The 24,855-nt window shown below is 69.5% G+C and carries 24 protein-coding genes; 13 read left to right on the top strand and 11 right to left on the bottom strand.

Going from position 1 to position 24,855, the window contains the following annotated elements; genetic code table 11:
• Positions 1-248: 248 nt before the first annotated feature.
• Both lolD and N8A90_RS18340 read right to left on the bottom strand, forming a co-directional pair.
• Complete coding sequence (gene lolD, locus N8A90_RS18345) at positions 249-941, bottom strand: lipoprotein-releasing ABC transporter ATP-binding protein LolD (protein WP_262076445.1); 693 nt, start codon at positions 939-941, stop codon at positions 249-251.
• Positions 934-2,190, bottom strand: a complete 1,257-nt coding sequence (locus tag N8A90_RS18340) for a lipoprotein-releasing ABC transporter permease subunit (RefSeq protein ID WP_262076444.1) — start codon at positions 2,188-2,190, stop codon at positions 934-936. The genes lolD and N8A90_RS18340 overlap by 8 nt, the downstream gene beginning before the upstream one ends.
• A 147-nt stretch (positions 2,191-2,337) precedes the next feature.
• On the opposite strand from N8A90_RS18340, the gene N8A90_RS18335 reads away from it, so the two are divergent.
• Together N8A90_RS18335 and recJ are read left to right on the top strand one after the other, a co-directional pair.
• A complete protein-coding gene (locus N8A90_RS18335) occupies positions 2,338-3,306 on the top strand; it encodes a hypothetical protein (protein WP_262076443.1) in 969 nt (322 codons plus the stop codon).
• Positions 3,303-5,027 carry a single-stranded-DNA-specific exonuclease RecJ gene (gene recJ / locus N8A90_RS18330; protein ID WP_262076442.1) on the top strand — a complete coding sequence of 575 codons (1,725 nt, stop codon included), beginning with the start codon at positions 3,303-3,305 and terminating at the stop codon, positions 5,025-5,027. The genes N8A90_RS18335 and recJ overlap by 4 nt, the downstream gene beginning before the upstream one ends.
• Before the next feature lie 13 nt (positions 5,028-5,040).
• Here the strand turns inward: recJ and N8A90_RS18325 are convergent, their stop codons facing one another.
• The 4 genes from N8A90_RS18325 to N8A90_RS18310 all read right to left on the bottom strand — a co-directional run bounded on the left by N8A90_RS18325 (position 5,041) and on the right by N8A90_RS18310 (position 11,448).
• Positions 5,041-5,925 carry an NAD(P)-dependent oxidoreductase gene (locus N8A90_RS18325; RefSeq protein ID WP_262076441.1) on the bottom strand — a complete coding sequence of 295 codons (885 nt, stop codon included), beginning with the start codon at positions 5,923-5,925 and terminating at the stop codon, positions 5,041-5,043.
• A gap of 103 nt (positions 5,926-6,028) precedes the next feature.
• Positions 6,029-6,730 (bottom strand): hypothetical protein, encoded by a 702-nt coding sequence (locus N8A90_RS18320; RefSeq protein WP_262076440.1) that lies wholly within the window; start codon positions 6,728-6,730, stop codon positions 6,029-6,031.
• A 78-nt stretch (positions 6,731-6,808) separates the two neighbouring features.
• A complete protein-coding gene (locus N8A90_RS18315) occupies positions 6,809-7,810 on the bottom strand; it encodes a response regulator transcription factor (RefSeq protein ID WP_262076439.1) in 1,002 nt (333 codons plus the stop codon).
• Positions 7,807-11,448 (bottom strand): ATP-binding protein, encoded by a 3,642-nt coding sequence (locus tag N8A90_RS18310; RefSeq protein WP_262076438.1) that lies wholly within the window; start codon positions 11,446-11,448, stop codon positions 7,807-7,809. The genes N8A90_RS18315 and N8A90_RS18310 overlap by 4 nt, the downstream gene beginning before the upstream one ends.
• Positions 11,449-11,570: 122 nt before the next feature.
• Here N8A90_RS18310 and N8A90_RS18305 point away from each other — a divergent pair, with 122 nt between their 5' ends.
• From N8A90_RS18305 to ureG, 8 genes are all read left to right on the top strand, one after another.
• Positions 11,571-11,873 carry an urease subunit gamma gene (locus tag N8A90_RS18305; RefSeq protein WP_262076437.1) on the top strand — a complete coding sequence of 101 codons (303 nt, stop codon included), beginning with the start codon at positions 11,571-11,573 and terminating at the stop codon, positions 11,871-11,873.
• A 34-nt stretch (positions 11,874-11,907) separates the two neighbouring features.
• The gene (locus N8A90_RS18300; protein WP_262076436.1) at positions 11,908-12,531 is read left to right on the top strand and encodes a HupE/UreJ family protein; all 624 of its coding nucleotides are present in this window, start codon (positions 11,908-11,910) and stop codon (positions 12,529-12,531) included.
• A 10-nt stretch (positions 12,532-12,541) separates the two neighbouring features.
• Positions 12,542-12,847, top strand: a complete 306-nt coding sequence (locus tag N8A90_RS18295; RefSeq protein ID WP_262076435.1) for an urease subunit beta — start codon at positions 12,542-12,544, stop codon at positions 12,845-12,847.
• Positions 12,847-14,565, top strand: coding sequence for an urease subunit alpha (gene ureC / locus N8A90_RS18290; protein WP_262076434.1), 1,719 nt, complete (start codon positions 12,847-12,849; stop codon positions 14,563-14,565). Before N8A90_RS18295 ends, ureC begins: the two co-directional genes overlap by 1 nt.
• A 4-nt stretch (positions 14,566-14,569) precedes the next feature.
• Positions 14,570-15,049: a GNAT family N-acetyltransferase gene (locus N8A90_RS18285; RefSeq protein ID WP_262076433.1), complete on the top strand. Its 480-nt coding sequence runs from the start codon at positions 14,570-14,572 to the stop codon at positions 15,047-15,049.
• 73 nt (positions 15,050-15,122) lie between these two features.
• Positions 15,123-15,746 carry an urease accessory protein UreE gene (gene ureE, locus N8A90_RS18280; protein WP_262076432.1) on the top strand — a complete coding sequence of 208 codons (624 nt, stop codon included), beginning with the start codon at positions 15,123-15,125 and terminating at the stop codon, positions 15,744-15,746.
• On the top strand, positions 15,743-16,438 hold the full coding sequence (locus tag N8A90_RS18275; protein WP_262076431.1) for an urease accessory protein UreF: 696 nt from the start codon (positions 15,743-15,745) through the stop codon (positions 16,436-16,438). The genes ureE and N8A90_RS18275 overlap by 4 nt, the downstream gene beginning before the upstream one ends.
• Positions 16,439-16,460: 22 nt before the next feature.
• Entirely contained in the window at positions 16,461-17,111 is a 651-nt protein-coding gene (gene ureG / locus N8A90_RS18270; protein ID WP_262076430.1) for an urease accessory protein UreG, read from the top strand.
• Between the two features lie 29 nt (positions 17,112-17,140).
• Here ureG and N8A90_RS18265 read toward each other — a convergent pair whose 3' ends face one another.
• The 3 genes from N8A90_RS18265 to N8A90_RS18255 form a co-directional block, all read right to left on the bottom strand.
• The gene (locus tag N8A90_RS18265) at positions 17,141-17,548 is read right to left on the bottom strand and encodes a hypothetical protein (protein ID WP_262076429.1); all 408 of its coding nucleotides are present in this window, start codon (positions 17,546-17,548) and stop codon (positions 17,141-17,143) included.
• A gap of 171 nt (positions 17,549-17,719) precedes the next feature.
• Positions 17,720-20,080, bottom strand: coding sequence for a cytochrome P450/oxidoreductase (locus N8A90_RS18260; protein WP_262076428.1), 2,361 nt, complete (start codon positions 20,078-20,080; stop codon positions 17,720-17,722).
• A gap of 13 nt (positions 20,081-20,093) precedes the next feature.
• Positions 20,094-21,068, bottom strand: a complete 975-nt coding sequence (locus N8A90_RS18255) for a Bug family tripartite tricarboxylate transporter substrate binding protein (RefSeq protein WP_262076427.1) — start codon at positions 21,066-21,068, stop codon at positions 20,094-20,096.
• 112 nt (positions 21,069-21,180) lie between these two features.
• Here N8A90_RS18255 and N8A90_RS18250 point away from each other — a divergent pair, with 112 nt between their 5' ends.
• Positions 21,181-22,020, top strand: a complete 840-nt coding sequence (locus N8A90_RS18250; RefSeq protein WP_262076425.1) for an IclR family transcriptional regulator — start codon at positions 21,181-21,183, stop codon at positions 22,018-22,020.
• Here N8A90_RS18250 and N8A90_RS18245 read toward each other — a convergent pair.
• On the bottom strand, positions 22,017-22,559 hold the full coding sequence (locus tag N8A90_RS18245) for an Rrf2 family transcriptional regulator (RefSeq protein WP_262076423.1): 543 nt from the start codon (positions 22,557-22,559) through the stop codon (positions 22,017-22,019). The genes N8A90_RS18250 and N8A90_RS18245 overlap by 4 nt on opposite strands.
• Before the next feature lie 46 nt (positions 22,560-22,605).
• A complete protein-coding gene (locus N8A90_RS18240; protein ID WP_262076421.1) occupies positions 22,606-23,298 on the bottom strand; it encodes a Bax inhibitor-1/YccA family protein in 693 nt (230 codons plus the stop codon).
• Between the two features lie 120 nt (positions 23,299-23,418).
• Between N8A90_RS18240 and nhaR the strand changes: the two genes are divergently transcribed.
• Together nhaR and N8A90_RS18230 are read left to right on the top strand one after the other, a co-directional pair.
• The gene (nhaR, locus tag N8A90_RS18235; protein WP_262076420.1) at positions 23,419-24,315 is read left to right on the top strand and encodes a transcriptional activator NhaR; all 897 of its coding nucleotides are present in this window, start codon (positions 23,419-23,421) and stop codon (positions 24,313-24,315) included.
• A gap of 37 nt (positions 24,316-24,352) precedes the next feature.
• Complete coding sequence (locus tag N8A90_RS18230) at positions 24,353-24,853, top strand: C40 family peptidase (protein ID WP_262076419.1); 501 nt, start codon at positions 24,353-24,355, stop codon at positions 24,851-24,853.
• Positions 24,854-24,855: the final 2 nt, after the last annotated feature.

The raw sequence follows: 24,855 nt of genomic DNA, 5'->3' as shown, positions 1-24,855 counted from the left end.
ACATTGCCCGCCCTGTACCCGTTGGAAAGGCGCGGATTCTGAGGGCGAGGCTGCGCCCAGAATGTCAATGAATGTGGAACGGGCGCAAGGCCGGGAAATTCACCTCGGTTGTGTGACCGAATCGCGGGGCCGGCCCGCGCGAAAAAGGCCGCTTAGAACTTTTCGTGCGGCAGCAGGTAGCGCCACTCCCCCGGCGCCAGCCCCGCGAGCGGCACGCGGCCGACGCGCAGGCGTTCATCCACACGCGCTCAATCGGCCAGCCGCCCCGCCACCAGCCGCAGCACGCGGTCGCAGCGGCTGGCCAGGGTCTCGTCGTGGGTCACCATGACGAAGGCCGTACCGCGCTTGCGGGCAAGCTCGAGCATCAGCGCGAACACGCCGTCGGCCGTGCTGCGGTCGAGGTTGCCGGTGGGCTCGTCGGCCAGCACGCAGTCGGGTTGCGTCACCAGCGCGCGCGCGATGGCCACGCGCTGGCGCTCGCCGCCCGAGAGTTCGGCCGGGCGATGCTGCAGCCGCTCGCCCAGGCCGACAGCCGTCAGCATCTGCGTGGCGGCCTGCGTCTGCTCGGCCGGCGGCGCGCGCCGGATCTTCAGCGGCATCGCGACGTTGTCGAGCGCGCTGAATTCCGGCAGCAGGTGATGGAACTGGTAGACAAAACCGAGGTGCCGGTTGCGCAGCCGGCCCTGCTCGGCCGCATCGGCGTGCGCGATGTTCTTGCCGTGCAGCTCGACGCTGCCGGCGGTCGGCGCATCGAGCCCGCCCATCAGGTGCAGCATCGTGCTCTTGCCCGAGCCCGAGGCGCCGACGATGGCGAGCGTCTCGCCGGCATGCACGTCGAGGTCGACGCCGTGCAGCACGGTGAGGTCGATGCGGCCTTCGTGGAAGCGCTTGGTGAGGCCGCGGACCTTGAGGACGACCTTGCGGGGATTGACTTCACTCATAACGGAGCGCTTCGGCAGGATTCACGCGACTGGCGCGCCAGCTCGGATACAGCGTGGCCACGAAGGAGAGGGCCAGCGAGATCAAGGTGATGGGCATGATGTCCGACCGCTGCGGATCGCTCGGCATCCGGCTGATGAGGTAGATGTCCTTGGGCAGGAAGCTGGCGTGGAAGAGCCTCTCCAGCGCCGGCACGATCACGTCGATGTTGTAGGCGATGCCCAGGCCCAACAGCAGCCCGCCGAGCGTGCCGATCACGCCGACCATGGCGCCCTGCACGACGAAGATGCCCATGATGCTTTTCGGGCTCGCGCCCAGCGTGCGCAGGATGGCGATGTCGGCGCGCTTGTCGGTCACGGTCATGACCAGCGTCGACACCAGGTTGAAGGCCGCCACCGCGACGATCAGCGTGAGGATGATGAACATCATGCGTTTCTCGACCTGCACCGCGGCGAACCAGGTCTTGTTCTGCCGGGTCCAGTCGCGGATGAGGAAGGAGCCCGGCAGCGTGACCGCCAGCTCGTCGGCCACCTCGCGGGCGCGGTTCAGGTCCTTGAGCTTCAGTCGCACGCCGCTCGGCCCTTCGAGGCGGAACACGCGGGCGGCGTCCTGCTCGTGGATCATGGCCAGCGCCGAGTCGTATTCGTAGTGCCCCGAATCGAAGGTGCCGACCACGGTGAACTGCTTGAGCCGCGGCACCACGCCGGCCGGCGTCACCTGGCCGCCCGGCGCCACCAGCGTGACCTGGTCGCCGACTCGCACGAAGAGCGAGCGCGCCAGCTCGCCGCCGAGCACGATGCCGAATTCGCCCGGCACCAGCTTGTCGAGCGCGCCCTTCTGCGCGGTGCTGGCGAAGTCGGTCACCTGGGGTTCGAGCTTGGGCTCGATGCCGCGCACCAGCGCGCCCTTCATGTCCTCGCCGCGCGCGATGAGCGCCTGGGTGGCGATGAACGGGGCCACGCCGATGACTTCCGGGTTCTTGCGCGCCGCGTCCATGATCGGGCCGATGTCCTGCAGCGCCTGGCCGTCGCGCGAGAAGATCTCGATGTGCGAGACCACGCCGAGCATGCGGTCGCGCACCTCTTTCTGGAAGCCGTTCATGACCGACAGCACGATGATCAACGCCGCCACGCCCAGCGCGATGCCGAGCATCGAGACACCGGAGATGAAGGAGATGAAGCCGTTGCGCCGCGTCGCCCGGCCCGCACGCGTGTAGCGCCAGCCGAGTTGCAGTTCGTAGGGAAGGGGCATATCAGGCGTCCCGCCGGGCCGCCCCAAGGGCCGCCTGCGCCCCTTCGGGGGGCAGCGAAGACACGGAGTGCTGAGCATGGGGGTGTGACATGGCGGAATTGTGGCATCCCGCCTGACCGGCCAGGGGGCGGCCCGACAATAGGCCCCATGCCCCTTCCCTCTTCCTCGACACATCTGCTGATCCCCTTTGCCGGCCGCGGGTCTTCCGCTTGTTCCGCCGCGCTGGCCGCGCTGCAACTCCCGAATCTCGACGCCCTGCTCACCCGCCTGGTGGTGGCCCACGACGACACGCAGGCCGACACCACGCTCACGCCGCCGCACGAGCGCGCGCTGGCCCGCGCCCTGGGCATCGACGCGGCCGACGGCTGCATCGCCTGGGGCGCGCGCGAGGCGCAGCAGACCGGCCTGTCGCGTGCCGGGTCCGACGAGCCCTGGGCCGTGCTCACGCTGTGCCACTGGGAAGTGGCCATCGACGAGGTCGTGCTCGACGACCCGAGCGGCATGGCGATCGACGCCACCGAATCGCAGGCGCTGCTCGAAGCCGCCCGCCCCTTCTTCCAGGAAGACGGCATCGTGCTGCGCCGGTCGACCGCGCCCGGCCGCTGGCTGGCGCGCGGCGAGCTGTTCCGCAGCCTCGCCACCGCGTCGCTCGACCGCGCGGCCGGCGGGCCGATCTCGGCCTGGGCGCCGCTGACCGATGCCCTCAAGCCGGTGCGCAAGCTGCAGAACGAAATGCAGATGCTGCTCTACACGCAGCGCGTGAACGACGAGCGCATCGCGCGCGGCCTGCAGCCGATCAACTCGTTCTGGCTGAGCGGCACCGGCGTGCTCTCGAGCGCGGCGACGGCGCCCACCGATGCGCCCACGGTGCTCGACACGCTGCGCGCCCCGGCCCTGCGCGACGACGCCGCCGCCTGGACCGCCGCCTGGCAGGCGCTCGACGCCGGCCCGATCGCCGACCTGCTCGCGGCCTACCGCCGCGGCGAGGCGGTGCAGCTCACGCTCTGCGGCGACCGCGCCGCGCGCCGCTTCGCGCCGCAACCGCGCGGCGCGCTGGGCTGGGTGAAGAACCTCTTCACCCGCACGCAAGCCACCACCGTGCTGGCCGCGCTGTGAAGATCGTCGCCCGCGAGATCCCGCCGCGCAGCGTCTGGGCGCTGGAACAGGCCGGCGTGCACCCGCTGCTGGCGCGGCTCTACGCGGCGCGCGGTGTGCTCGGCAAGGACGAACTGGACGACGGCCTGGCCCGCCTGCTGCCGCCCGACACGCTCAAGGGCGCGCGCGAAGCCGCCGTGCTGCTGGCCGATGCGATCCGCGACGACAAGCGCCTGTGCATCGTCGCCGACTACGACTGCGACGGCGCCACCGCCTGCGCGGTGGCCGTGCGCGGCCTGAAGCTGCTCGGCGCGAAACACGTCGCGTACCTGGTGCCCGACCGCGTGGTCGACGGCTACGGCCTGACGCCGCCAATCGCCGAGCGCGTGGCCGACGGCGGCGCCGACATGCTCATCACCGTCGACAACGGCATCGCCAGCGTCGACGGCGTGGCTGCCGCCAAGGCGCGCGGCCTGCAGGTGCTGGTCACCGACCATCACCTGCCCGGCCCGCAACTGCCCGACGCCGACGTGTTGGTCAACCCGAACCAGCCCGGCTGCGACTTCCAGAGCAAGAGCATCGCCGGTGTCGGCGTGATGTTCTACGTGCTGCTGGCGCTGCGCTCCGAACTGCGCACGCGGGGCGTGTTCGATGCGGCCACGCAGCCCAAGTTGGACGTGCTGCTGCCGCTAGTCGCATTGGGCACCGTGGCCGACGTCGTGAAGCTCGACGCCAACAACCGCCGCCTGGTTGCGCAAGGCCTGCGCCGCATCCGTGCCGGCGCGCTGCCCGCCGGCATCGCCGCGCTGTTCAGTGCAGCCGGCCGCAAGGCGCCGGTCGCCACCACCTTCGACTTCGGCTTCGCGCTCGGTCCGCGCATCAACGCGGCCGGCCGCCTGGCCGACATGACGCTGGGCATCGAGTGCCTGCTGACCGACGACGCCGGCCGCGCCGACGAACTGGCGCGCCTGCTCGACGGCATCAACCGCGAGCGGCGCGACATCGAGGGCGGCATGCGCGACCAGGCGCTGCTGCTGGCCGAGTCGCTGTTCGATGTCGATGGCAACGGCGGCGAATCCGTGCCCGCGGCCATCAGCGTGTTCGACGCGGCCTTCCACGAAGGCGTGGTCGGCATCGTCGCCTCGCGCCTGAAGGACCGCTTCCACCGCCCCACCTTCGTCTTCGCCGCCAGCGGCGCGCCGGGCAAGGAAAACGAGCTGAAGGGCTCGGGCCGCTCCATCCCGGGTTTCCACTTGCGCGACGCGCTCGACCTCGTTGCCAAGCGGCACCCCGGCGTGCTGTTGCGCTTCGGCGGCCACGCGATGGCGGCGGGCTGCACCGTGGCGCGCGAGCAGTTCCCGACCTTCGAGCGCGCGCTCGCGCAGGTCGCGACCGAATGGCTCGACGCCGCATCACTCACGCGCCGCATCGACACCGACGGCCCTATCGCCGCCGAGTACATGCGCGTCGACCTGGTCGACACGCTGCACCGCGAGGTGTGGGGCCAGGGCTTCGCGCCGCCGACCTTCAGCGAGGAGGTGGAGGTGATCTCGCAGCGCCTGGTCGGCGAAAAGCACCTGGCGCTGCGACTCAAGCACCAGGGCAAGCCGGTCGACGGCATCTGGTTCGGCCACACCGAGCCGCTGCCGCCGAAGGTGGTGCTGGCCTTCCGGCTCGACGCCGACGAGTGGCAGGGCGTGCGGCGGGTGCGCTTTCTGATCGAAGGGGCGGAAGGCGCGTAGAGCGCCGCTGCGCTTACACGCCGTCGCCGCGCTTGGCCAGCACCGCCACCAGTTCCGGCATCAGCGCCTGCGGGTCGCTGTCCTGCACGGCGCCTTCGAGCGTCTGGCGCACACCTTCGGCAATGCTGCGCGCCGAATGGCCGGCCTCGGCCATGGCCGTGTAGTAGCCCAGGTCCTTCAGCGCGTTCGACATCGCGAAGCGCAGGCCGCTCGGGTCCTTGTTCATCAGGAAGGGCCGCAGCCGTTCCAGCGCGGTGCCGCCACCACCGCCCTTGCCCAGCACGTCGAGGAAGACTTCGGGGTCGACACCGGCGCGCTCGGCGCAGGCCGCGGCCTCGGCGATCAGCGCGACGGAGCCGAGCGACACGTAGTTGTGCAGTAGCTTCATGCGGTGGCCGGCACCGACCGGGCCGGCGTGCGTGATGTTCTCGGCGAAGCAGGCCAGGAGCGGCCGGCAGTCGCGGAACAGTTCGGCGTCGCCCCCGACCAGCAGGTTCAGCCGCCCTTCGGCCGCTTCCTTGGGCGTGCGCGTCATGGCGGCATCCATGAAGCGGCCGCCGGCGTCGGCGACGATCCTGGCGAGGCGCTCGGTCGAATCGGGCAGCGCGGTCGAGCAGTCGATGATGACGCTACCGGGCCGCATGCCCTTCAACACACCGGTGTCGCCGAGCAGCACCGCCTCGACCTGCGGCGTGCCGGTGACGCACAGGATCACCACGTCCACGGCCGCGGCGAGTTCGCTGGCGGTGGCGAAGGTCTTGACGCCCGCCGCCTTCAGGGTATCGAGCGGCTGATTGCCCGGGTGCTCGAGCACCGACAGCGGGTGGCCGTGCTTGACGATGTTGCTTGCGATGCCATGGCCCATGAGGCCGACACCGACCAATCCGATGTTTTCCAATGATGTCTCCGATCGAGAAGACGTCGAACCGATCGCACCGCGCAATCAGTCCGCATCGTCTTCGATGCAGACGATACCAGCGCCCGCGCCCGAACGCGCCGGCTCAGTCGCGGGAAAACTCCCGGTTGAATCCGATCACCACGCTACGCTGCCGGCCGCCGTCGACCGGTCCGCTGCGCGAGACGCTCACATCGATGCTCGTCAGCGGCGCGATCGTGATGCGCGCACCCAGACGCGACGTCCACAGATCGACAGCGCGGTGGCGCTCGGCGATCAGCGTCAGCCCTTCGGTGCAGGCCCACTCCAGCGCCGCACCGCGCCGCGCGGTGGCGACGCCGCTGCGGGTGGCCCAGTCGGTCCCGACATTGACATGGATGGACAACGGCTCGCTGACACGCCAGCTCAGCGGCAGGACGAACTGCCCGCCGGGCCGGCCGCCGTGACGCAGGTCGACAGTGGCGGCCAGGGTCGCCGCGGCGCTCCATGCCGCGTCGGGCTCGCGGCCGAGGAAGGTCCATTTGACCTGCGGCCCGCCCGAGGCGACGGTGGCCGCGTCCGGCGACGCGGCGCGGTCGAGGTTGAGACCGACCTCCACCCGGCCCACGGCGCACGCGCCGCCCAGATGCTGAAAGCCCTGGGTCGCCGGGCTTCGCACCCGCCCGGCCCACGCCTCGACGAGGCACTGGTCCACATCGAGCGTGCCGGCATCGTCGACGTCGAAATGACCGCTGGCGCCGGCCTCCGCAACAAGGAGCAGCCCGCAGGCGAAGGCGGACCATCGGGGGGCCGGGGCGTGGAGTTTCATGCAGGGTTATCGGTCGTGGTCGCAGCGATTTTAAGGAGGCCGCCTGGCGGGCCGACAAAGCCCGGCGCCCCGACGCGCTCAGATCTCGAACTGCGGCTGCAATTCGCGGATGCGCTTGGTCGCCACGCCGGCGGCGGCGGTGCGGGTCTCGACGCCGAGCTTCACGTAGACGCGCTCGAGGTGCTTCTTCACGGTGGCCGGGCTGCTGCCGAGGATTTCGCCGATGTCGCGGTTGGTCTTGCCCTTGACCACCCAGTACAGCACTTCGGCCTCGCGGGCGGTGAGCTTCAGGCTCAGGCTCATGGCCTCGATGACGGAGGTGTCGGACACCTCGCGCATGATGATCAGCCAGTCGTCCCCCGCATCGTCGTGGCCGGTCTGCTGATGCAGCCGCAGCGTGAGGGTGCGCGCGCCCCGCACGATCGAGAGCGCGGGCGGCTCGGTCTGCGCGCGCTGCACATCGGGCAGATGGCGCCGCAGCCAGTCGAGCACGGCCGGCGGGGTGGCGGGCGCGACCGTGTCGCAGTAGCGCTGCAGCATCTCGCGCGCGAGCGCGGTCTGCCAGATGATGCGGCCCTCGGGCAGGCGCACGGTGATGCTGGCGTAGCCGAAGGCGTCGAGCGCGTTGCGCGCCTGGCCGGCCTGCTGCGCCTCCTGCCGCGCGCGGCGGGCGCCCTGCAGGTGCACGTTCATGCGGGCGAGCACTTCCTTCGGCTTGATCGGCTTGGTGACGTAGTCGACACCGCCGGCTTCCAGCGCGGCGACCAGGTGCTCGGTCTCGGTCAGGCCGGTCATGAAGACGATCGGGATGTGCGCGGTGGCGGCGTCGGCCTTCAGGCGGCGCGCCACCTCGAAGCCGTCCATGCCCGGCATCATGGCGTCGAGCAGCACGATGTCGGGCCGGGCCTGCGCGGCGCGGGCCAGCGCGGCCTCGCCGCTGGTGGCGACCAGCACGGTGTAGCCGGATTCGTCGAGCGCGTCGTGCAGCACCGCCAGGTTGTCGGGCACGTCGTCGACGATCAGCACCAGGTCGGCGTTGCGGGCGAATTCGCGGGTCGGCCGCGGCATGGCAGCGTTCATGCCGAGCCCTCCGGCGAGGCGGCCGTGCCGCAATCCATCGCCTCGAAGCGGAACTGGCGGGCCAGCGTACGCTGGGCGGCGGTCCAGGCGGCGCATTCGGGTTGGGCGGCGTCGATGGCGTCGAGCTGATTCATGATGCCGCGAAAGTAACCCAGTCCGACGGCTTCCTCCAGCGCGCGCAGATGCATGGGCGACGGGCGCACGAGCGTGGCGGGCGCCGCCGGTGCTTCGGCCGGCACAGCGGCGGTGTCGGTCCAGCGGATGGCCAGCTGGCGCTCCAGCCAGTCGAGCAGTTCGCTGTGGCGCACCGGCTTGACGAAGAAATCCTCCGGCGCGATGCCCACGTCGTTCTCCAGGCGCTTGTCGAAGGCATTGGCCGAGACGATGGCCACAGCAACTGGCCCCCACGCTCGGCACTGCGTGTCCTCGCTGCCCCCCGAGGGGTCCTCGGCCAGCTTGGGGCGGCCCGGCGCCGGCCGGTCGCGTGCCAGCCCGAGCTTGCGTGCGCGGCGAATGGTTTCCCAGCCGTCGATGCCGGGCATGGCGAGGTCGACGAACATCGCGTCGGGCCGGAAGCCGGCGGCGACGAGGTCCAGCGCATCGTGGCCGCTGGCCGCCGTGCGCAGCTCGAAGCCGAGCGGTGCCAGCACATCGACCAGCAGGTCGCGGTCGGCCTCCTCGTTGTCGACCACCAACACGCGCAGGCGCGGCCCCTGGTAGCCGCGACGCGGGCGTGCCGCGACCGTCGGCACCGCTGGCGCTGCACGTCCCGCGGGCGCGGCCTCGTGCACGCGTGGCAGGAAGAGCCGCACGCGGAACACCGAGCCCTCGCCGGGCGTGCTCTGCACCGACATCTCGCCGCCCATCAGGTCGGTCAGCATCTTGGCGATGGTCAGGCCCAGGCCGGCACCGGGTGCGGCGGCACGCGCGCTCACGCCCGCGGCATCGCCGCGCGCGAAGGGCTCGAAGATGCGGTCGATCTCGTCGGCCGACATGCCGGGGCCGGTGTCCTCGACCTCGAGCGTGGCGAACTCGCGCGCGTAGCGCAGCCGCAGCGTGACCTCGCCGTCGCGGGTGAACTTGATGGCGTTGCCCAGCAGGTTGATGAGAATCTGCCGCACCCGCTTCTCGTCGGCGCGCACCACCTCGGGCACCTTGCCCGTCGCGTCGAAGCGGAAGGCCAGCCCCTTCTCGGCCGCCTGCAGCTCGAACATGTCGGCCAGCTCGCGCATGGCCTCGGCGAAGTGCATCGGCCGCGCATGCAGCGTGAGCTTGCCGGCCTCGATGTGGGCGATGTCGAGCGTGCCTTCGATCAGCGACAGCAGGTGCTCGCCGCCGCGCTTGATCACGGCCACGGCCTGCTGGCGGTGCGGCGGCACGGTGGCGTCTTCGCCCATCAGCTGTGCGTAGCCGAGGATGGAATTGAGCGGCGTGCGCAGCTCGTGGCTGATGGCGCTGATGTAGCGGCTCTTGGCCTGGTTGGCATGGTCGGCCTGCTCGCGCGCGATGTCGGCGCTGTGCTTGGCGGCCTGCAGCGCGCGGTCGGTTTCCTTGTGCAGCTCGATCTCGCGCATGAGCAGGCGCGTCTGGCGGTTGGATTCTTCCTGCGCCACCTTGCGGCTCTGGTGCGCCAGCACCAGCCACCAGGCCACGATGCCGGCGATGAGCAGCAGCGCCATGTAGCTCTTGAGGAAGCCCGACTTGAGCGAGGCGTGCTGCGCCTTCATCACGGCCGTGGCCGCATCGCCAGGGGGCATCAGGCCCAGCGCGCTTTCGCCCAGGGCGCGCAGCTCCTGCTGGTAGAGCACGCCGAAGACCGTGGCCAGCAAGGGAACGATGACGAGCGTGAGCAGCAGGAAGTGGCCGAGCCCCGTGTCGAGGTAGGGCCACACGCGCCGCGGCAGCAGCCAGCGCAACGCCCCCGACCACTGCACCGACAGGCTCGCGTGCGGCTTGCACAGGTCGCCGCAGCGCGCGTCGAGCGTGCAGCACAGCGAGCAGATCGCGCCCTGGTAGGCGGGGCAGTACGCCATGTCCGGGCCTTCGTACTCGCGCTCGCAGATCACGCAGCGCTGCACGCGCAGCCGCTGGTAGGGGCCGGCATCGGGCTCGAACTGGATCCAGTGGATGCCCTTCACGCCGGCGTCGGCGGTGCGCTGCACCGGGCCGCGCGCCAGGTAGTACTTGCCGCGCGTGGCCCAGGCGATGATCGGTGCGGCCACCAGCGCGGTGCCCATGGCGATGAGCGCGGAGAAAGCCTGCGGCAGCGCGCCGAAGACGCCCAGGTGCGCCGTGATCGACAGCACCGAGGCCAGCGCCATCGCGCCGACGCCGACCGGGTTGATGTCCCACAGGTGCGCACGCTTGAACTCGATGCCCGGCGGCGACAGGCCCAGCGGCTTGTTGATGACCAGGTCGGCCACCACGGCCATCATCCAGGCGATAGCGATATTGGCGTAGAGGCCGAGCACGTCGCCCAGCGCCTCGAACACGTTCATCTCCATCAGCATGAAGGCGATGAGCGCGTTGAACACGACCCACACCACGCGGCCCGGGTGGCTGTGCGTGACGCGCGAGAAGAAGTTGCTCCAGGCCAGCGAGCCGGCGTAGGCGTTGGTGACGTTGATCTTCAGCTGCGAGATGACGACGAAGACCGCCGTGGCCGCGACCGCCCAGCCGTAGTCGGGGAAGACGTACTCGAAGGCGGCCAGGTACATCTGGTTCGGGTCGACCGCCCGTTCCGGCGGCACCATGTGGGTGATGGCGAGGTAGGCCAGCATCATCCCGCCGAGCATCTTCAGCACGCCCATCACGACCCAGCCCGGGCCGCCCATCAGCACCCCGCCCCACCAGCGCTTGCGGTTGGCCGGGGTGCGCGCGGGCATGAAGCGCAGGTAGTCGGCCTGCTCGCCCAACTGCGTGACGAGCGCGATACCGACGGTCAGCGCAGCACCGAACAGGTGCAGATCGAAGCCGGTCGACCGCGCCGCAGCGCCGTCGTAGTGCGTCAGACCGGCGAATGCACCAGGGTCGCGCACCAGCACATAGCCGAAGGGCACGACCAGCATCAGCAGCCAGATGGGCTGCGTCCACATCTGGAGCCGGCTGATGGCCGACACACCGTGCGTCACCAGCGGGATCACGACCAGCGCGCAGACCAGGTAGCCCCAGGCCGGCGGAATGCCCAGCGCCAGTTCGAGCGCATAGGCCATCACGGCCGCCTCGAGCGCGAAGAAGATGAAGGTGAAGGAGGCGTAGATCAGCGAGGTGAGCGTGGAGCCGATGTAGCCGAAGCCCGCGCCACGGGTGAGCAGGTCCATGTCGACGCCGTAGCGCGCGGCGTAGCTGCTGATGGGCAGGCCGGCCAGGAAGATGATCAGGCCGGTGACCAGCACCGCCCAGAAGGCGTTGATGAAGCCGTACTGCACCAGCAGCGTGGCGCCCACCGCCTCGAGGATGAGAAAGGACGCGGCACCGCCGAAGGCCGTGTTGGCGACCCGCCATTCCGACATCTTGCGGAAGCGCTGCGGCGTGTAGCGCAGGGCGTAGTCTTCCAGCGTCTCGCGCGCCACCCAGCTGTTGTAGTCGCGCCGGACCTTGACGATGCGCTGCGGGGCGTCGTCGGTCGGTGGTGGCATGGCGGCGTCGTTCACACCGTTTCGGTGCAGGTTCTGTGCCACGGCACGAGTGTTGCATCGGCGGGACGGCTGCCCATAATCGGGCCTCTCCTTGCCATCCCGCCTGCACCCCCAGACCGCCCATGGAACTCACACCGCGCGAAAAAGACAAGCTGCTGATCTTCACGGCAGCGCTGCTGGCCGAACGCCGCCAGGCCCGTGGGCTGAAGCTCAACTACCCCGAAGCCGTCGCGTTGATTTCCGCCGCCGTGATGGAAGGCGCCCGCGACGGCAAGAGCGTGGCCGCGCTGATGAGCGACGGCCGCAGCGTGCTGACCCGCGCCGACGTGATGGACGGCGTGCCCGAGATGATCCCGGACATCCAGGTCGAGGCCACCTTCCCCGACGGCACCAAGCTGGTCACGGTGCACCAGCCGATCGTCTGATTCCCTTCTTCATTTTTCCCGAGCGGAGACTCCCATGCGCCTGACGCGTTCCTCTTTCGCAGCCCTGCTGCCCTCCCTGGCCGCGGCGGCCCTCGGCGCCCTGCCGCTGCTGGCCTCGGCCCACGTCGGCGCGGACGGCGCGGCGCACCACGACATCGGCTTCGCGCAGGGCTTCCTGCACCCGTTCACCGGCATGGACCATTTCGCTGCGATGGTCGCCGTCGGCCTGTGGAGCGCATTGATCGCGCGCGGCGCCCGCGACGTGCTGTGGGCGCCCTTGGGCTTCGCGGTGATGCTGCTGGTCGGCGCGCTGGTCGGCCTGGCGGGCGTGCAGGTGCCGGTGGTCGAACCGATGATCGCCGCGTCGCTGCTGGCGATCGGTCTGCTGGTCGTCACACGGCTGCGCCTGCCCGGCCCGGTCGCCGCAGCAGTGGTCGGTGCCTTCGCCGTCTTCCATGGCGTGGCCCACGGCTACGAACTGTCGGGCGACCACGGGGCGGGTCTGGCGATCGGCGGCATGGTGCTCGCCACCGCGCTGCTGCACGCCGGCGGCATCGCGATCGGCTGGGCGCTGCGCCGGCGCACCGCCTGGCTGCCTCGCGTCGCCGGTGCCGCCGTCGCACTGTTCGGCGCGGCCCTGCTCACGCCACTGGCCTGAGGCCGTCGCCATGATCCCCGGCGAACTCTTCACCGACGAGGGCGAGCACACCCTCAACCCCGGCCGCCGCACGCTCACGATGGTCGTGCAGAACACCGCCGACCGGCCGATCCAGGTCGGCTCGCACTACCACTTCGCCGAGACCAACGGCGCGCTCGGCTTCGACCGCGAAGCGGCGCGCGGCATGCGGCTGAACATCGCATCGGGCACGGCGGTGCGCTTCGAGCCGGGACAGCAGCGCACGGTCGAACTCTGCGACTTCGCCGGCGACCGCGTGGTCTACGGCTTTCGCGGCCTGGTGCAAGGAAAACTCTGATGGCAACGATTGGACGCCGCGCCTACGCGGAAATCTTCGGCCCCACCGTGGGCGACCGCGTGCGCCTGGCCGACACCGACCTCGTGATCGAGGTCGAGGCCGACTACACACTGCGCGCCGGCGGCTACGGTGAAGAAGTCAAGTTCGGCGGCGGCAAGACGATTCGCGACGGCATGGCGCAGTCGCAGCGGATGCGCAGCGAAGGCGCTGTCGACACGGTGATGACCAACGCGCTGATCCTCGACCACTGGGGCATCGTGAAGGCCGACATCGGCCTGAAGGACGGGCGCATCGTCGCCATCGGCAAGGCCGGCAACCCCGACGTGCAGCCGGGCGTCGACATCGTCATCGGGCCGGGCACCGAGGTCATCAGCTGCGAAGGCAACATCGTCACGGCCGGCGGCATCGACAGCCACATCCACTTCATCGCGCCGCAGCAGATCGAGGAAGCGCTCGCGTCCGGCATCACGACCATGCTCGGCGGCGGCACCGGTCCGGCCACCGGCACTTTCGCCACGACTTGCACGCCCGGCCCCTGGCACATCGAACGCATGCTGCAGGCGGCCGACGCCTTCCCGATGAACCTGGGCTTTCTCGGCAAGGGCAATGCCAGCCTGCCGGCCGCGCTGCACGAGCAGATCGACGCCGGCGTGATCGGCCTCAAGCTGCACGAGGACTGGGGCACCACGCCCGCGGCCATCAGCAACTGCCTGGACGTGGCCGACGCCACCGACACGCAGGTGGCGATCCACTCCGACACGCTCAACGAATCGGGCTTCGTCGAGAACACCATCGCGGCCGTGAAGGGCCGCGGCATCTGCGCCTTCCACACCGAGGGCGCGGGCGGCGGGCATGCGCCCGACATCCTGCGCGTGGTGGGCGAGGACAACTTCCTGCCCTCGTCGACCAACCCGACGATGCCCTACACGGTGAACACGCTCGACGAGCACGTCGACATGCTGATGGTGTGCCACCACCTCGATGCGGGCATCGCCGAAGACCTGGCCTTCGCCGAGTCGCGCATCCGCAAGGAAACCATCGCGGCCGAAGACATCCTGCACGACCTCGGCGCGATCAGCATGTTCAGTTCCGACTCGCAGGCCATGGGCCGCGTGGGCGAAGTGATCATCCGCACCTGGCAAACGGCGCACAAGATGAAGGGCCAGCGCGGCACGCTGCCGGAAGACAGTGCGCGCAACGACAACTTCCGCGCCAAGCGCTACGTGGCCAAGTACACGATCAACCCGGCCCTCTCTCACGGCATCGCGCACGAGGTGGGCAGCATCGAGGTCGGCAAGTGGGCCGACCTGGTGGTGTGGAAGCCGGCCTTCTTCGGCGTGAAGCCCTTCACCATCATCAAGGGCGGCAGCATCGCGATGGCCGCCATGGGCGACCCGAACGCCTCCATCCCCACGCCGCAGCCGGTGCACTACCGGCCGATGTTCGGTTCGTACGGCGGCTCGCTGCACCGCAGCTCGCTCACCTTCGTCTCGCAGGCCGGCCTGAACGCGGGCATCGGCGAACGCTACGGACTGCACAAGACGCTGGCCGCGGTGAAGAACATCCGCGGCGTGCGCAAGCAGCACATGGTGCACAACGGCTACACGCCGAAGATGGAGATCGACGCGCAGACCTACGCGGTGCGCGCGGACGGGCATCTGCTGGTGTGCGAGCCGGCGACCTCGCTGCCGATGGCGCAGCGGTATTTCCTGTTCTGACCCGATGGCGGCAGACCTGCGCATTCGTCTGGACGACCTGCAAGACCCACGCATCGCCGCATTTCTCGAGGAACACCTGGCGGACATGCGTCGTGTCTCGCCACCCGAGAGCGTGCATGCGCTGGATCTGAACGGTTTGCGCCACCCGGACATCCGCTTCTGGACCGCATGGATCGACCTGCCGACCGGCGAGGCGCTGGTGGCGACGGCGGCCCTGAAGCGCCTTGGCGACCGGCATGCCGAACTCAAGTCGATGCGCACGGCGGCCTCGGTGCGCGGCCAGGGCATCGCGGGCCGGATGCTGGCGCACGTGATCGCCGAGGCGCGGGCACGGGGCCACACGCGGCTGAGCCTGGAGACCGGCAGCCAGCCCTTCTTCGCGCCGGCGCATGCGCTGTATGAAAAACATGGCTTCGAGGCGTGCGCGCCTTTCGGCACCTACATTGACGATCCGCACAGCCGCTTCATGACGCGTATGCTTTGATCGCGCTCGACAATACGTCCTCTCTGCACCGCGGCGCTCCACCGGTGAACATCGCCGCCATCTGAAGTCTTCCATGCTCAACGCCAATAAACTCATGCCCCAGGGCGGCGGTCTCGCCGCCGTGCTGCTCAAGCGCGCCGCCACGGTCGAACTCGACTGGGACGTGCGCCAGAAGAGCCGCTTCGACACCATCGATTCGCAAGGCCGCCGCATCGGCGTGTTCCTGCCGCGCGGCACGGCCGTGCGCGGCGGCGACGTGCTGGTGGCGGAAGACGGTTCGCTCATCAAGGTGATCGCGGCGCCGCAGCCGGTGCTGGTCATCACGCACTGCACGCAGCACGGCACGCCCTTCGACCTGACCCGCGCGGCCTACCACCTGGGCAACCGGCATGTGCCGATCGAGCTGAAACCCGACCACCTGAAGATCGAACCTGACCACGTGCTGGCCGCCATGCTGCGGTCGATGCATCTGATCGTCCGTGAAGCCGACGAAGCCTTCGAACCCGAAGGCGGCGCCTATGGCGCGCACGGCGGCGGGCATGGACATGATCACGGCCATGGCCATTCGCATGGCGCCGCACCGGTCGGGCCGGTGCTGCACCCGGATGCCTACGGCATTACGCGTGATCATGGGCACGACCACTCGCACGATCATGGGCATGGTCACGACCGCGCCCACGACCACTCGCACGGATGACCGACACCGCAGGCGCGATGTCCGCCGCCAGCCTCCTGCAGCTGATCTGGCTGGCCTCGCCGGCCCTGCCGATCGGCGGCTTCTCCTATTCCGAAGGCTTCGAAGCCGGCGTCGAGTGGGGCGGGATCGACAGCGAGGCGCGCGCCTCCGACTGGATCGTCGACCAGCTCCACCTCGGGATTGCGCGCGGCGACCTGCCGGTGGTGGCGCAAGCGATCGCCGCCTGGCGCAGCACCGACGCCGCGCGAATCGCGGCGCTCAACGCCTGGGTGCTGCAGACGCGCGAATCGACCGAATTCCTCCTGCAGACCGAGCAGATGGGCCGCTCCTTCGTCGAGTGGCTGAAGCTGCACCATGACGACGTCGCCGCACAGTTCGAGGGGCTGTCCATCACCATCACCTACCCGGTCGCCTTCGCCTTCGCGGTCAGCCGCACGCAGGCCAGCGTGCGCGACGGCTGCCTGGCCTTCGCCTTCGGCTGGGCCGAGAACATGATCGGCGCCGCGGTGAAGTCCGTGCCGCTCGGCCAGAGCGCCGGCCAGCGCATGCTGGGCCGCCTGTCCGCCGAGATCCCGGCCGCCGTCGACCGCGCCATCGCGCTCAACGATGACGACCGCCAGGCCTTCGCCCCGATGCTCGCCATCCATTCGGCGCGGCACGAGACGCAATACTCCCGCCTTTTCAGAAGCTGACCTTTTTCAAACGAGACGCACCATGGCCTCCGCCCTGCACCACATCGCCAACCGCACCAAGAAGCTGCCGCCCCTGCGCGTGGGCATCGGCGGGCCGGTCGGCTCCGGCAAGACCACGCTGCTGGAGATGCTCTGCAAGGCGATGCGCGACCAGTACGACCTGATCGCCATCACCAACGACATCTACACGAAGGAAGACCAGCGCCTCCTGACCGTCTCGGGTGCGTTGCCGGCCGAGCGCATCATGGGTGTGGAAACGGGCGGTTGCCCGCACACCGCCATCCGCGAAGACTGCTCGATCAACCTCGAAGCCATCGACCGCATGCTGGTCGAACATCCCGACGCCGACATCGTGTTCGTCGAAAGCGGCGGCGACAACCTGGCCGCGACTTTCAGCCCCGAGCTGAGCGACCTGACGATCTACGTGATCGACGTGGCGGCCGGCGAGAAGATCCCGCGCAAGGGCGGCCCCGGCATCACCAAGAGCGACCTCTTCGTCATCAACAAGACCGACCTCGCGCCCTACGTCGGCGCCGACCTGGGCGTGATGGAAGCCGACACGCAGCGCATGCGCAAGCAGCGCCCCTACGTCATGACCAACCTGAAGACCAACACCGGCCTGGCCGAGGTCGTGGCCTTCATCGAAGAACGCGGGATGCTGAAGGAAGACTGATCCCGTCGGCGCGTCGCCTGCGCGTCGCCTCAGAGTTCGCTCGCATCCTTGAGTTGGCGCACCTTGTAGACCAGGCGCACGCTGGCCCCGCGTTCACCATCCACCAACTGCGCATAGACATCGGTGTCGCCGGCGACCCACGCGGCGTAGCGGCTGCCGGGGTCGTTCGATGCCAGTTCGCTGCCGAAGCGGCCGCGGCCCCAGCCCAGCAGCGCATCGAAGGCGCCCGCGCCATGGTCGGGCAGTGCGTCGGCGGCGGCGAGCCACTCGACGCGGCGCAGTTCGGCGCCGGCGAAGTAGAAGGTCGGCTGGAAGCTCAGGCCGGCGATGGCCGTCCGCGTGCCGCGCCAGATGCCGGCCAACCCGCCGGCCAGGCGCTGCGGCCGTGCCACGCGTTGCGCATCGGGCAGCGCGGCCTGCAGTTCGGCGGGGCTCATGCCCAATTGCACGCCTGGCGGCAAGGATTGGGCGGAGGCGGCGCCGGCCATGGCAAGCGCCGCAGCGCCGAGAGCGAAAGAAAGTCGGAACGGGAACATGGGCCGCAAGCGTAACGCGAAGCCGGCTGTGACCGCTGCGACGGCCCGAAGTTCAACCGCCGCTGGCAGGCCTCACAGTTCGAGCACGATCCGCTGGCCGCAGGCGCGGGAGCAGCAGGTCATCATCTTCTGGTTCGCATCGCGCTCTGCGCGCGTGAGCACGACGTCGCGATGGTCGACCTCGCCGGCCAGCACCCGCACCTCGCACGAGCCGCACAGGCCCTCCTCGCAATCGCTCTGCACGTCGATGTTGGCGGCACGCAGGGCGGTCAGCAGGGTCTGGTCGGCCGGCACCGTGAGGACGATGCCGGAATCCTTCAGCTCGACCTCGAAGGCGTGCTCCTTCGACGGGTCGAGCGCACCGAGGGTGGACTCGAAATGCTCGACGCGCAGCGCGTCCTCGGGCCAGTGGGCACAGCAGGCTTCGAGCGCCTCCAGCATGCGCACCGGGCCGCAGGCATAGACCTGCGTGCCCGCTTCCGGTGTCGCGAGCAGCGCCGCGAGGTCATTGCGGCCGCCCTCCTCGCCGATATAGACGTGCAGCCGATCGCCATGCAGCGCGCGCAACGCATCGAGGAAAGGCATCGCCGAGCGCCGGCGGCCGCTGTAGTGCAGTTCGTAGTCCATGCCCAGCGCCTGGGCGCGGCGCGCCATCGCGCTGACCGGCGTAATGCCGATGCCGCCCGCGATCAAGATCACCTTGCGACGCGCTTCGTCGAGGCGGAAGTGGTTGCGTGGACCACGGATCTTGAGCCGGTCGCCGACGCGCACGTCGGCGTGGATCCATGCCGAGCCGCCGCGGCCGTCGGGCTCGCGCAGCACGGCGATCTCGAAGGCGCTCGCATCGGCCGGGTCGCCGCACAGCGAGTACTGGCGCGAGCGCTCGGGTGAGCCGCATTCGATGTCGATGTGCGAGCCCGGTGTCCAGCGCGGCAACGCGTGGCCGTCGGGCGCGACCAGCCGCAATTGGACGATGCCGTCGGCCACCGGCGTGATGCGCTCCACCACCACCGGCCGCGTGATCGCATGGCGCGAAGGTTCGCCGATGCGCACGGGCATCGGCACGTCCACGTTGCGCAGTCCGGGGCGCGTGCGCTCGGGGTTGTGCTGCGGATCCCACTCGACCCACAGATGCTCGGGCCCTCGGAACGAGGTGTTCGGCAAATAGCTGAACTGCTGCTCGGCCAGCCGCAGGTGCGGCAGCCGGCGGGTGAACTCCTCCAGAAAGATCTGCATCTCCATGCGCGCCAGGTTCTTGCCCATGCACTGGTGCGCGCCGTAACCGAAGGTCAGGTGGTCGCTCGCGTTGTCGCGGCGGATGTCGAACAGGTCGGCATCCGCGAAATGGCGGTCGTCGTGGTTGGCCGACGAGGTGACGATCAGCAGCTTCGAGCCGGCCGGGATGTCGATGCCGTCGATCTGCACGTCCTTGGTCGCCAGTCGCCGCCAGGCCGCGACCGAGCCGTTGTGGCGCAGGCACTCTTCCACCGCGTTGGGGATCAGGCTCGGGTCGTCGCAGATCTCGCGCCACACGTTCGGGTGCTGCAGCAGCAGCTTCATCGCATTGGCCGTGGCGTTGGCGGTGGTCTCGTGCGCGGCCACGATGCCGGCCATCATCATCGAATGCAGGTACGAGTCGGTCACGACCTCGGGCTGCTCGCGCTGCTTGCGGATGCCGTACTGCATCCAGCCCGGCGCCTCGGGGTTCTGCCGCATCTTGTCGAGCACCTTCCCGGCGAACTGCCAGAAGTTGCCGACGGCATGGGCCACCGCGACCTGCTCTTCCGGCTTGGGCCGGCCCCAGGTGTTGACGGTGTGCGCGATCGAATACTGGCGCAGCGTGTCCATGTCCTCTTCGGGCACGCCGAGGAAATGCAGCGCGACCGTGAGCGGCACTTCCCACAGCATCTGGTCGACCAGATCGGCGCGGCCGTCGTCGATGAAGCGGTCGACATACTCGCGCGCCAGCGCCCGCACCATCGGCTCGTGATGCTTGAGTTCTTCGGGCGTGAACGGGTCCATCAGCGCGCGGCGGCGCGGCATGTGGGCCGGCTCGTCTTCGTTGACCAGCGTGCGGTTGAGTGCAAAGCCGTACGACGCGAGCACCGCATTCGCTTCGTCACCGGTCGGCGTGATCTTCTCCAGCGCGATCGAGGGGCTGAAGGTGTGGTGGTCGCGGAAGATCGCCTTGATGCTCTCGTAGCGCGTGACGACCCAGTAGCCGAGCTTCGGGGCGTAGAAGGTCGGCTCCTGCTCGCGCGCCCAGCGCACGTAGTCGGGCGGGTCCTGCTGGTAGCCGTCCTCGAAGGGGTCGAAGGCGGCGGCGCGATGGCTGACGGGGCAACCGTTGGGCGCTGTTTGCGCGGACAGCGCGCGGTGGTCCACGGGGCAGCCCGTGGCCGCCGGGGCGCGAGGGTCGGTGGCCGTCGTCATGCCGCTTGCTCCGTCAATCCAGGGTGATCTTGAGGTCGGTGATCAGCTTGTGCCAGCGGGTCGTCTCATTGCGCAGCAGCTCGGCGAACTGGGCCGGCGTGTTGCCCACGGGCTCGACGCCGAAATCGATCAGGCGCTTGCGCACGCCCGGCTCGTTGATGGCGGCGACCACCGACTTGTTCAGCGCGTTGATCACGTCCGGCGGCGTCGCGGCCGGCACGACCATGCCGACCAGCGCGGCCGCTTCGACATTCTTGATGCCGAGTTCGGCGAAGGTCGGCACGTCGGGCAGCTGCGGCAGGCGCGTTGCGTTGGCCACGGCGAGGGCCTTGACCTTGCCGCCCTTGATGAAGCCGGCGCCCGCAGCCATGTCGACCATCATGGCCGGCACCTGCCCGCCGGCCACGTCGGCCAGCGCAGGTGCGGCACCGCGGTACGGCACGTGGACCATGAACACCTTCGACTGGACCTTGAGCAGTTCCATCGCCAGGTGGTGCGGGCTGCCCGCGCCGGCCGACGCGTAGTTCATGCTGCCGGGCTTGGCGCGCGCCTGCGCGATGAAATCCTGCGCGCTGGCGATGCCGCTGTTGGCGCCCACCACCAGGATCATCGGGAAGCGGCCCATCAACGTGACCGGCGCCAGGTCCTTCGTCGGGCTGTAGCTGAGCGACTTGTAGAGCGCGGGGTTGAACACCATCGTGCCGTTGTCGGCCGACAGCACCGTGTAGCCATCGGCCGGCGCGCGCGCCGTCTCGGCCGCGGCCAGCGCCGTGTTGCCGCCCGGCTTGTTGTCCACCAGCACCGGCTGGCCGACCTGCGTCGACAGCGTCTGGCCGATGGTGCGCGCGAGGAAGTCGGAACCGCCGCCGGCCGCGTACGGCACGATCCAGCGGATCGGCTTGGCGGGGTAGGCAGCGGATTGGGCGGTGGCATTCGTCGCGGCCCACAGTGGCAGGGCGAGCAGGGCGCAGGTGAGGTATTTCTTCATCGTGTCTTTCGATGGGTGGGTAGCGGTGTCGGGGGAAGAACTCTTGCGTAATCGTAGTACGCAGTGCGTAATTCACAACTCCGTGCCAACCCTGATGCCGCTTCACCGCCCCATGCCGACCTCGAAGAAACCCGCGCCCCTCCCAGCAGCACGCGAGCGCGAACGACGCCAGCGCGTTCAGTCCGCCCAGATGGGCATGACGGTGCTCAAGGGCCTGGCGCGCCTCGGCGGCCGTGCCAGCCTCACGGCGCTGTCGGCCCATGTGGGCGAGAGCCCCGCCAAGGTCCACCGCTACCTGGCGAGCCTGGTGGAAGAGGCGCTGGTCGTGCAGGACAGCGGCTCGCAGCATTACCACCTGGGCACCGAGGCGATCCAGATCGGCCTGGCCGCCATGCGGCAGGCCGACCCGATCCGCGTGGCCGAGCCGGCGCTGATCCGCCTGCGCGAAGCGCTGGAGGTGACCTGCTTCGTGGCGGTGATGGGCAACAAGGGCCCGACCATCGTGCGCTTCGAGGAGCCCGGCCTGCCGGTGACGGTCAACGTGCGGGTGGGGTCGGTACTGTCGATGCTGTGGTCGGCGACGGGCCGGGCGTTCCTGGGCTTCCTGGACGAATCGCGCGTGCGCGCGATGGCAGAAGAGGAACTGATGGCGGCACCCGCCGAACTGCGCCGCCAACTCGACCGGAAGGACCCGCTGGGCGTGCTGCGGCGCGACATCCTGGCCGCATGGTGCGCCCCCGTGCAGGACACCTACCTGCGCGGCATCAGCGCGGTGGCCGCGCCGGTCTACGACCACACGGGCCGTGTCTGCGCCGTGCTGACCGCGCTGGGGGCCAGCGGCGGTTTCGACCCGTCCGTCGACGGGCCCATCGCCCTGGCGGTGCGGCGCGAAGCTGCGGCCGCCAGCGCCCTGCTCGGGCATGGCGCCCTGGCGCCAGACGAAGGCGCTTAGCCAGCGATACCGAATCGCGCCAGTTCGAACACCGAATTGGGCGCGTTGGGGCGCGACGGCTTGACGGCCGCACGCAGCGGCTCGGGGCGCTTGGCCGCGGGCTCTTCCTGCGAATGCAGCTGCACGCCGAGCGCGATCTGGTCCTCGACCAGCTTCTGCAGGTTCACCGAATCGAGGAACTCGACGACCTTGCGGCTGAGCGAATCCCACAGTTCGGGCGTGGCGCAACGCTGGGCGTCGTCCGCCGCCTTCGGGCGGCTCTTGGCGCCGGCCTCGTCGGCCGGGCCATCGACCGCGAACAGGATGTCGGCCACGGTGATCGAAGCCGCGTCGCGGCCCAGGCCGTAGCCGCCGCCCGGACCGCGGGTCGACGCGACCAGGCCATGGCGCCGCAGGTCGGCGAACATCTGCTCGAGGTACGACAGCGAGATGCGCTGACGACGGCTCAAGACCGCCAGGGAGATCGGCCCCGTCTTGCGATGCAGGGCGACGTCGATCATGGCAACGACCGCGAGGCGGCCCTTGGTACTCAGGCGCATGGTGTTGGTCCTTTCTGGCGCAGGGTCGATGAACGGAAAACGCAGGTCACTCGTCGCGGCTGCCGCCGATGCCCAGCAGCATCAGCAGCGACTGGAAGACGTTGTAGAGGCTCAGGTACACGCCCAGCGTGGCACTGATGTAGTTGGTTTCATAGCCATCCTTCACCCGCTTGAGGTCATGCAGGATGAAGGCCGAGAAGATGCCGATGGCGAGCACCGACAGCGTGATCATCAGCGCGCTCGACTGGATGAAGAAGTTCGCGATGCCCGCGACCAGCAGCAGGATGACGCCGATGAAGAGCCACTTGCCCATGGACGAGAGGTCGCGCTTGATCACCGACGACAGCGTGGCCATGCCGAGGAACACCGCACCGGTGCCGGCGAAGGCCGTCATCACCAGCCCGGCGCCGTTGGTCAACCCGAGCACCGTGCCGACCAGACGCGAGAGCATCAGGCCCATGAAGAAGGTGAAGGCCAGCAGCACCGGCACGCCGGCGGCCGAGTTCTTCGTCTTCTCGATCGCGAACATGAAGCCGAAGGCGCCGACCAGGAAGACGATCATGCCGATGCCCGGCGACATGGCGCGGGTGATGCCGGTGGCGACGCCGACCCAGGCGCCCAGCACCGTGGGCACCATGGACAGCGCGAGCAGCCAGTAGGTGTTGCGCAGCACCTGGTTGCGCTGCGCCGGGGTGGCCAGGGCGCCCTGGGCGCCGTAGCTGGAGAGGGTCTCGTTCATGTGATGTCCTTGATGGAAAAGGGAAAGCGTCGAAGTGGACTGTAGGCCTATCAAGGTTTCGATAAAAGTAGAATTTTCGGCATCATTACTTCGCTTAAAGCTTAGCATTGGGTCGAAACCATGAATTTCAAGCACCTCTACTACTTCTGGGCGGCTGCCAAGGCGGGCGGCATCGTGCGCGCCGGCGAACAGTTGCACATCACGCCACAGACGCTGTCGACGCAGATCAAGCTGCTGGAAGAGTCGATGGGTTGCCACCTGTTCCAGAAGCACGGGCGCGGCGTCGAACTGACAGCCGAAGGCCGCACCGCGCTGAGCTATGCCGAACAGATCTTCACGCTGGGCGCGGAGCTCGAAGCCGCTGTCGGCAACAAGCGCGGCGGCGGGCGCACCCTGCACTTCCGCGTCGGCATCGCGGACGCCGTGCCCAAGGCGATGGCGTACCGTCTGCTGGAACCGGCGCTCTCCGTCTCGGAGCCCGTGCGGCTCATCTGCCACGAAGGCCATTTCCGCGACCTGCTCGGGCAACTGTCGGTGCAGCGGCTCGATCTGGTGATCGCCAACGAGCCCATGGGCAAGCAGACCAGCGTGAAGGCCTTCAACCACACGCTGGGCACCACCGCCATGAGCTTCTTCGCCGCACCGGCCCTGCGCCGCACACTGACACAGCCCTTCCCGCAGTGCCTCGACGGCGCGCCGATGCTCATCCAGGGCTCGGGCTCCGCCATGCGGCAGCGGCTCGACCTCTGGCTGGCCGAGCATGCCCTGCGCCCCCGGTTGATCGGCGAATTCGACGATGCCGCGTTGCTCAAGGCCTTCGGCGGCGAGGGCCGCGGCGTGTTCATGTCACCCACCGCGCTCGAGGACGAGACCTGCGCGCAGTACGGCGTGGAAGTGATGGGGCGTGCCTCGGAACTCGTCGAGGAGTTCTTCGGCATCTCGGCGGAGCGGCGCATCACGCATCCCTGCGTGGCGGCCATCACGCGCGCGGCGCGCGTGCAGTTCCCGCGCAAGTGAGCCGACGAATGCGCGGGCTCGCGCTTACCATCCGAGCATGATCGTCAAGCACGCCCTGACCGACGCCCTTCTGCGTGCCGCCCTCGTCAGCGCCGGCCTCGTCCTGGCGGGCTGTGCGAGCGCCCCCGCACCGAAGGGCCGCACACCCGTCGTCTACAGCGCCCTCACGCCGACGCAGGCACAGGACATCGCCATCCATGCGCTCGGCCTGGTCGGCACGCCCTACCGCTACGGCGGCAACACGATCGACGGCGGCTTCGACTGCAGCGGCCTCATCAACTACGTCTACCGCAGCAGCGCCGGCGTGGCCCCGCCGCGCACCGTGGCGCAGCTCGCCGACTTCGGCCAGCCCGTGGGCGCCAGCGACCTGCAGACCGGCGACCTGGTGCTCTTCGGCGGCGGCCGCCCCACGCATGCGGGCATCTACGTGGGCAACGGACAGTTCGTGCATGCGCCGTCGAGCGGCGGCGACGTGCGGCTCGACAGGCTGAACGGGCCGTACTGGTCGCGGCAGGCGCTCGCGGTGCGGCGGCCCTGAGG

Origin of the sequence: Variovorax sp. N23 (assembly GCF_025486315.1) — a bacterium.
Lineage (GTDB): Bacteria > Pseudomonadota > Gammaproteobacteria > Burkholderiales > Burkholderiaceae_C > Variovorax.
The sequence above is the reverse complement of the archived record's forward strand: the minus strand, read 5'-3'. Positions and strand labels throughout refer to the sequence as shown.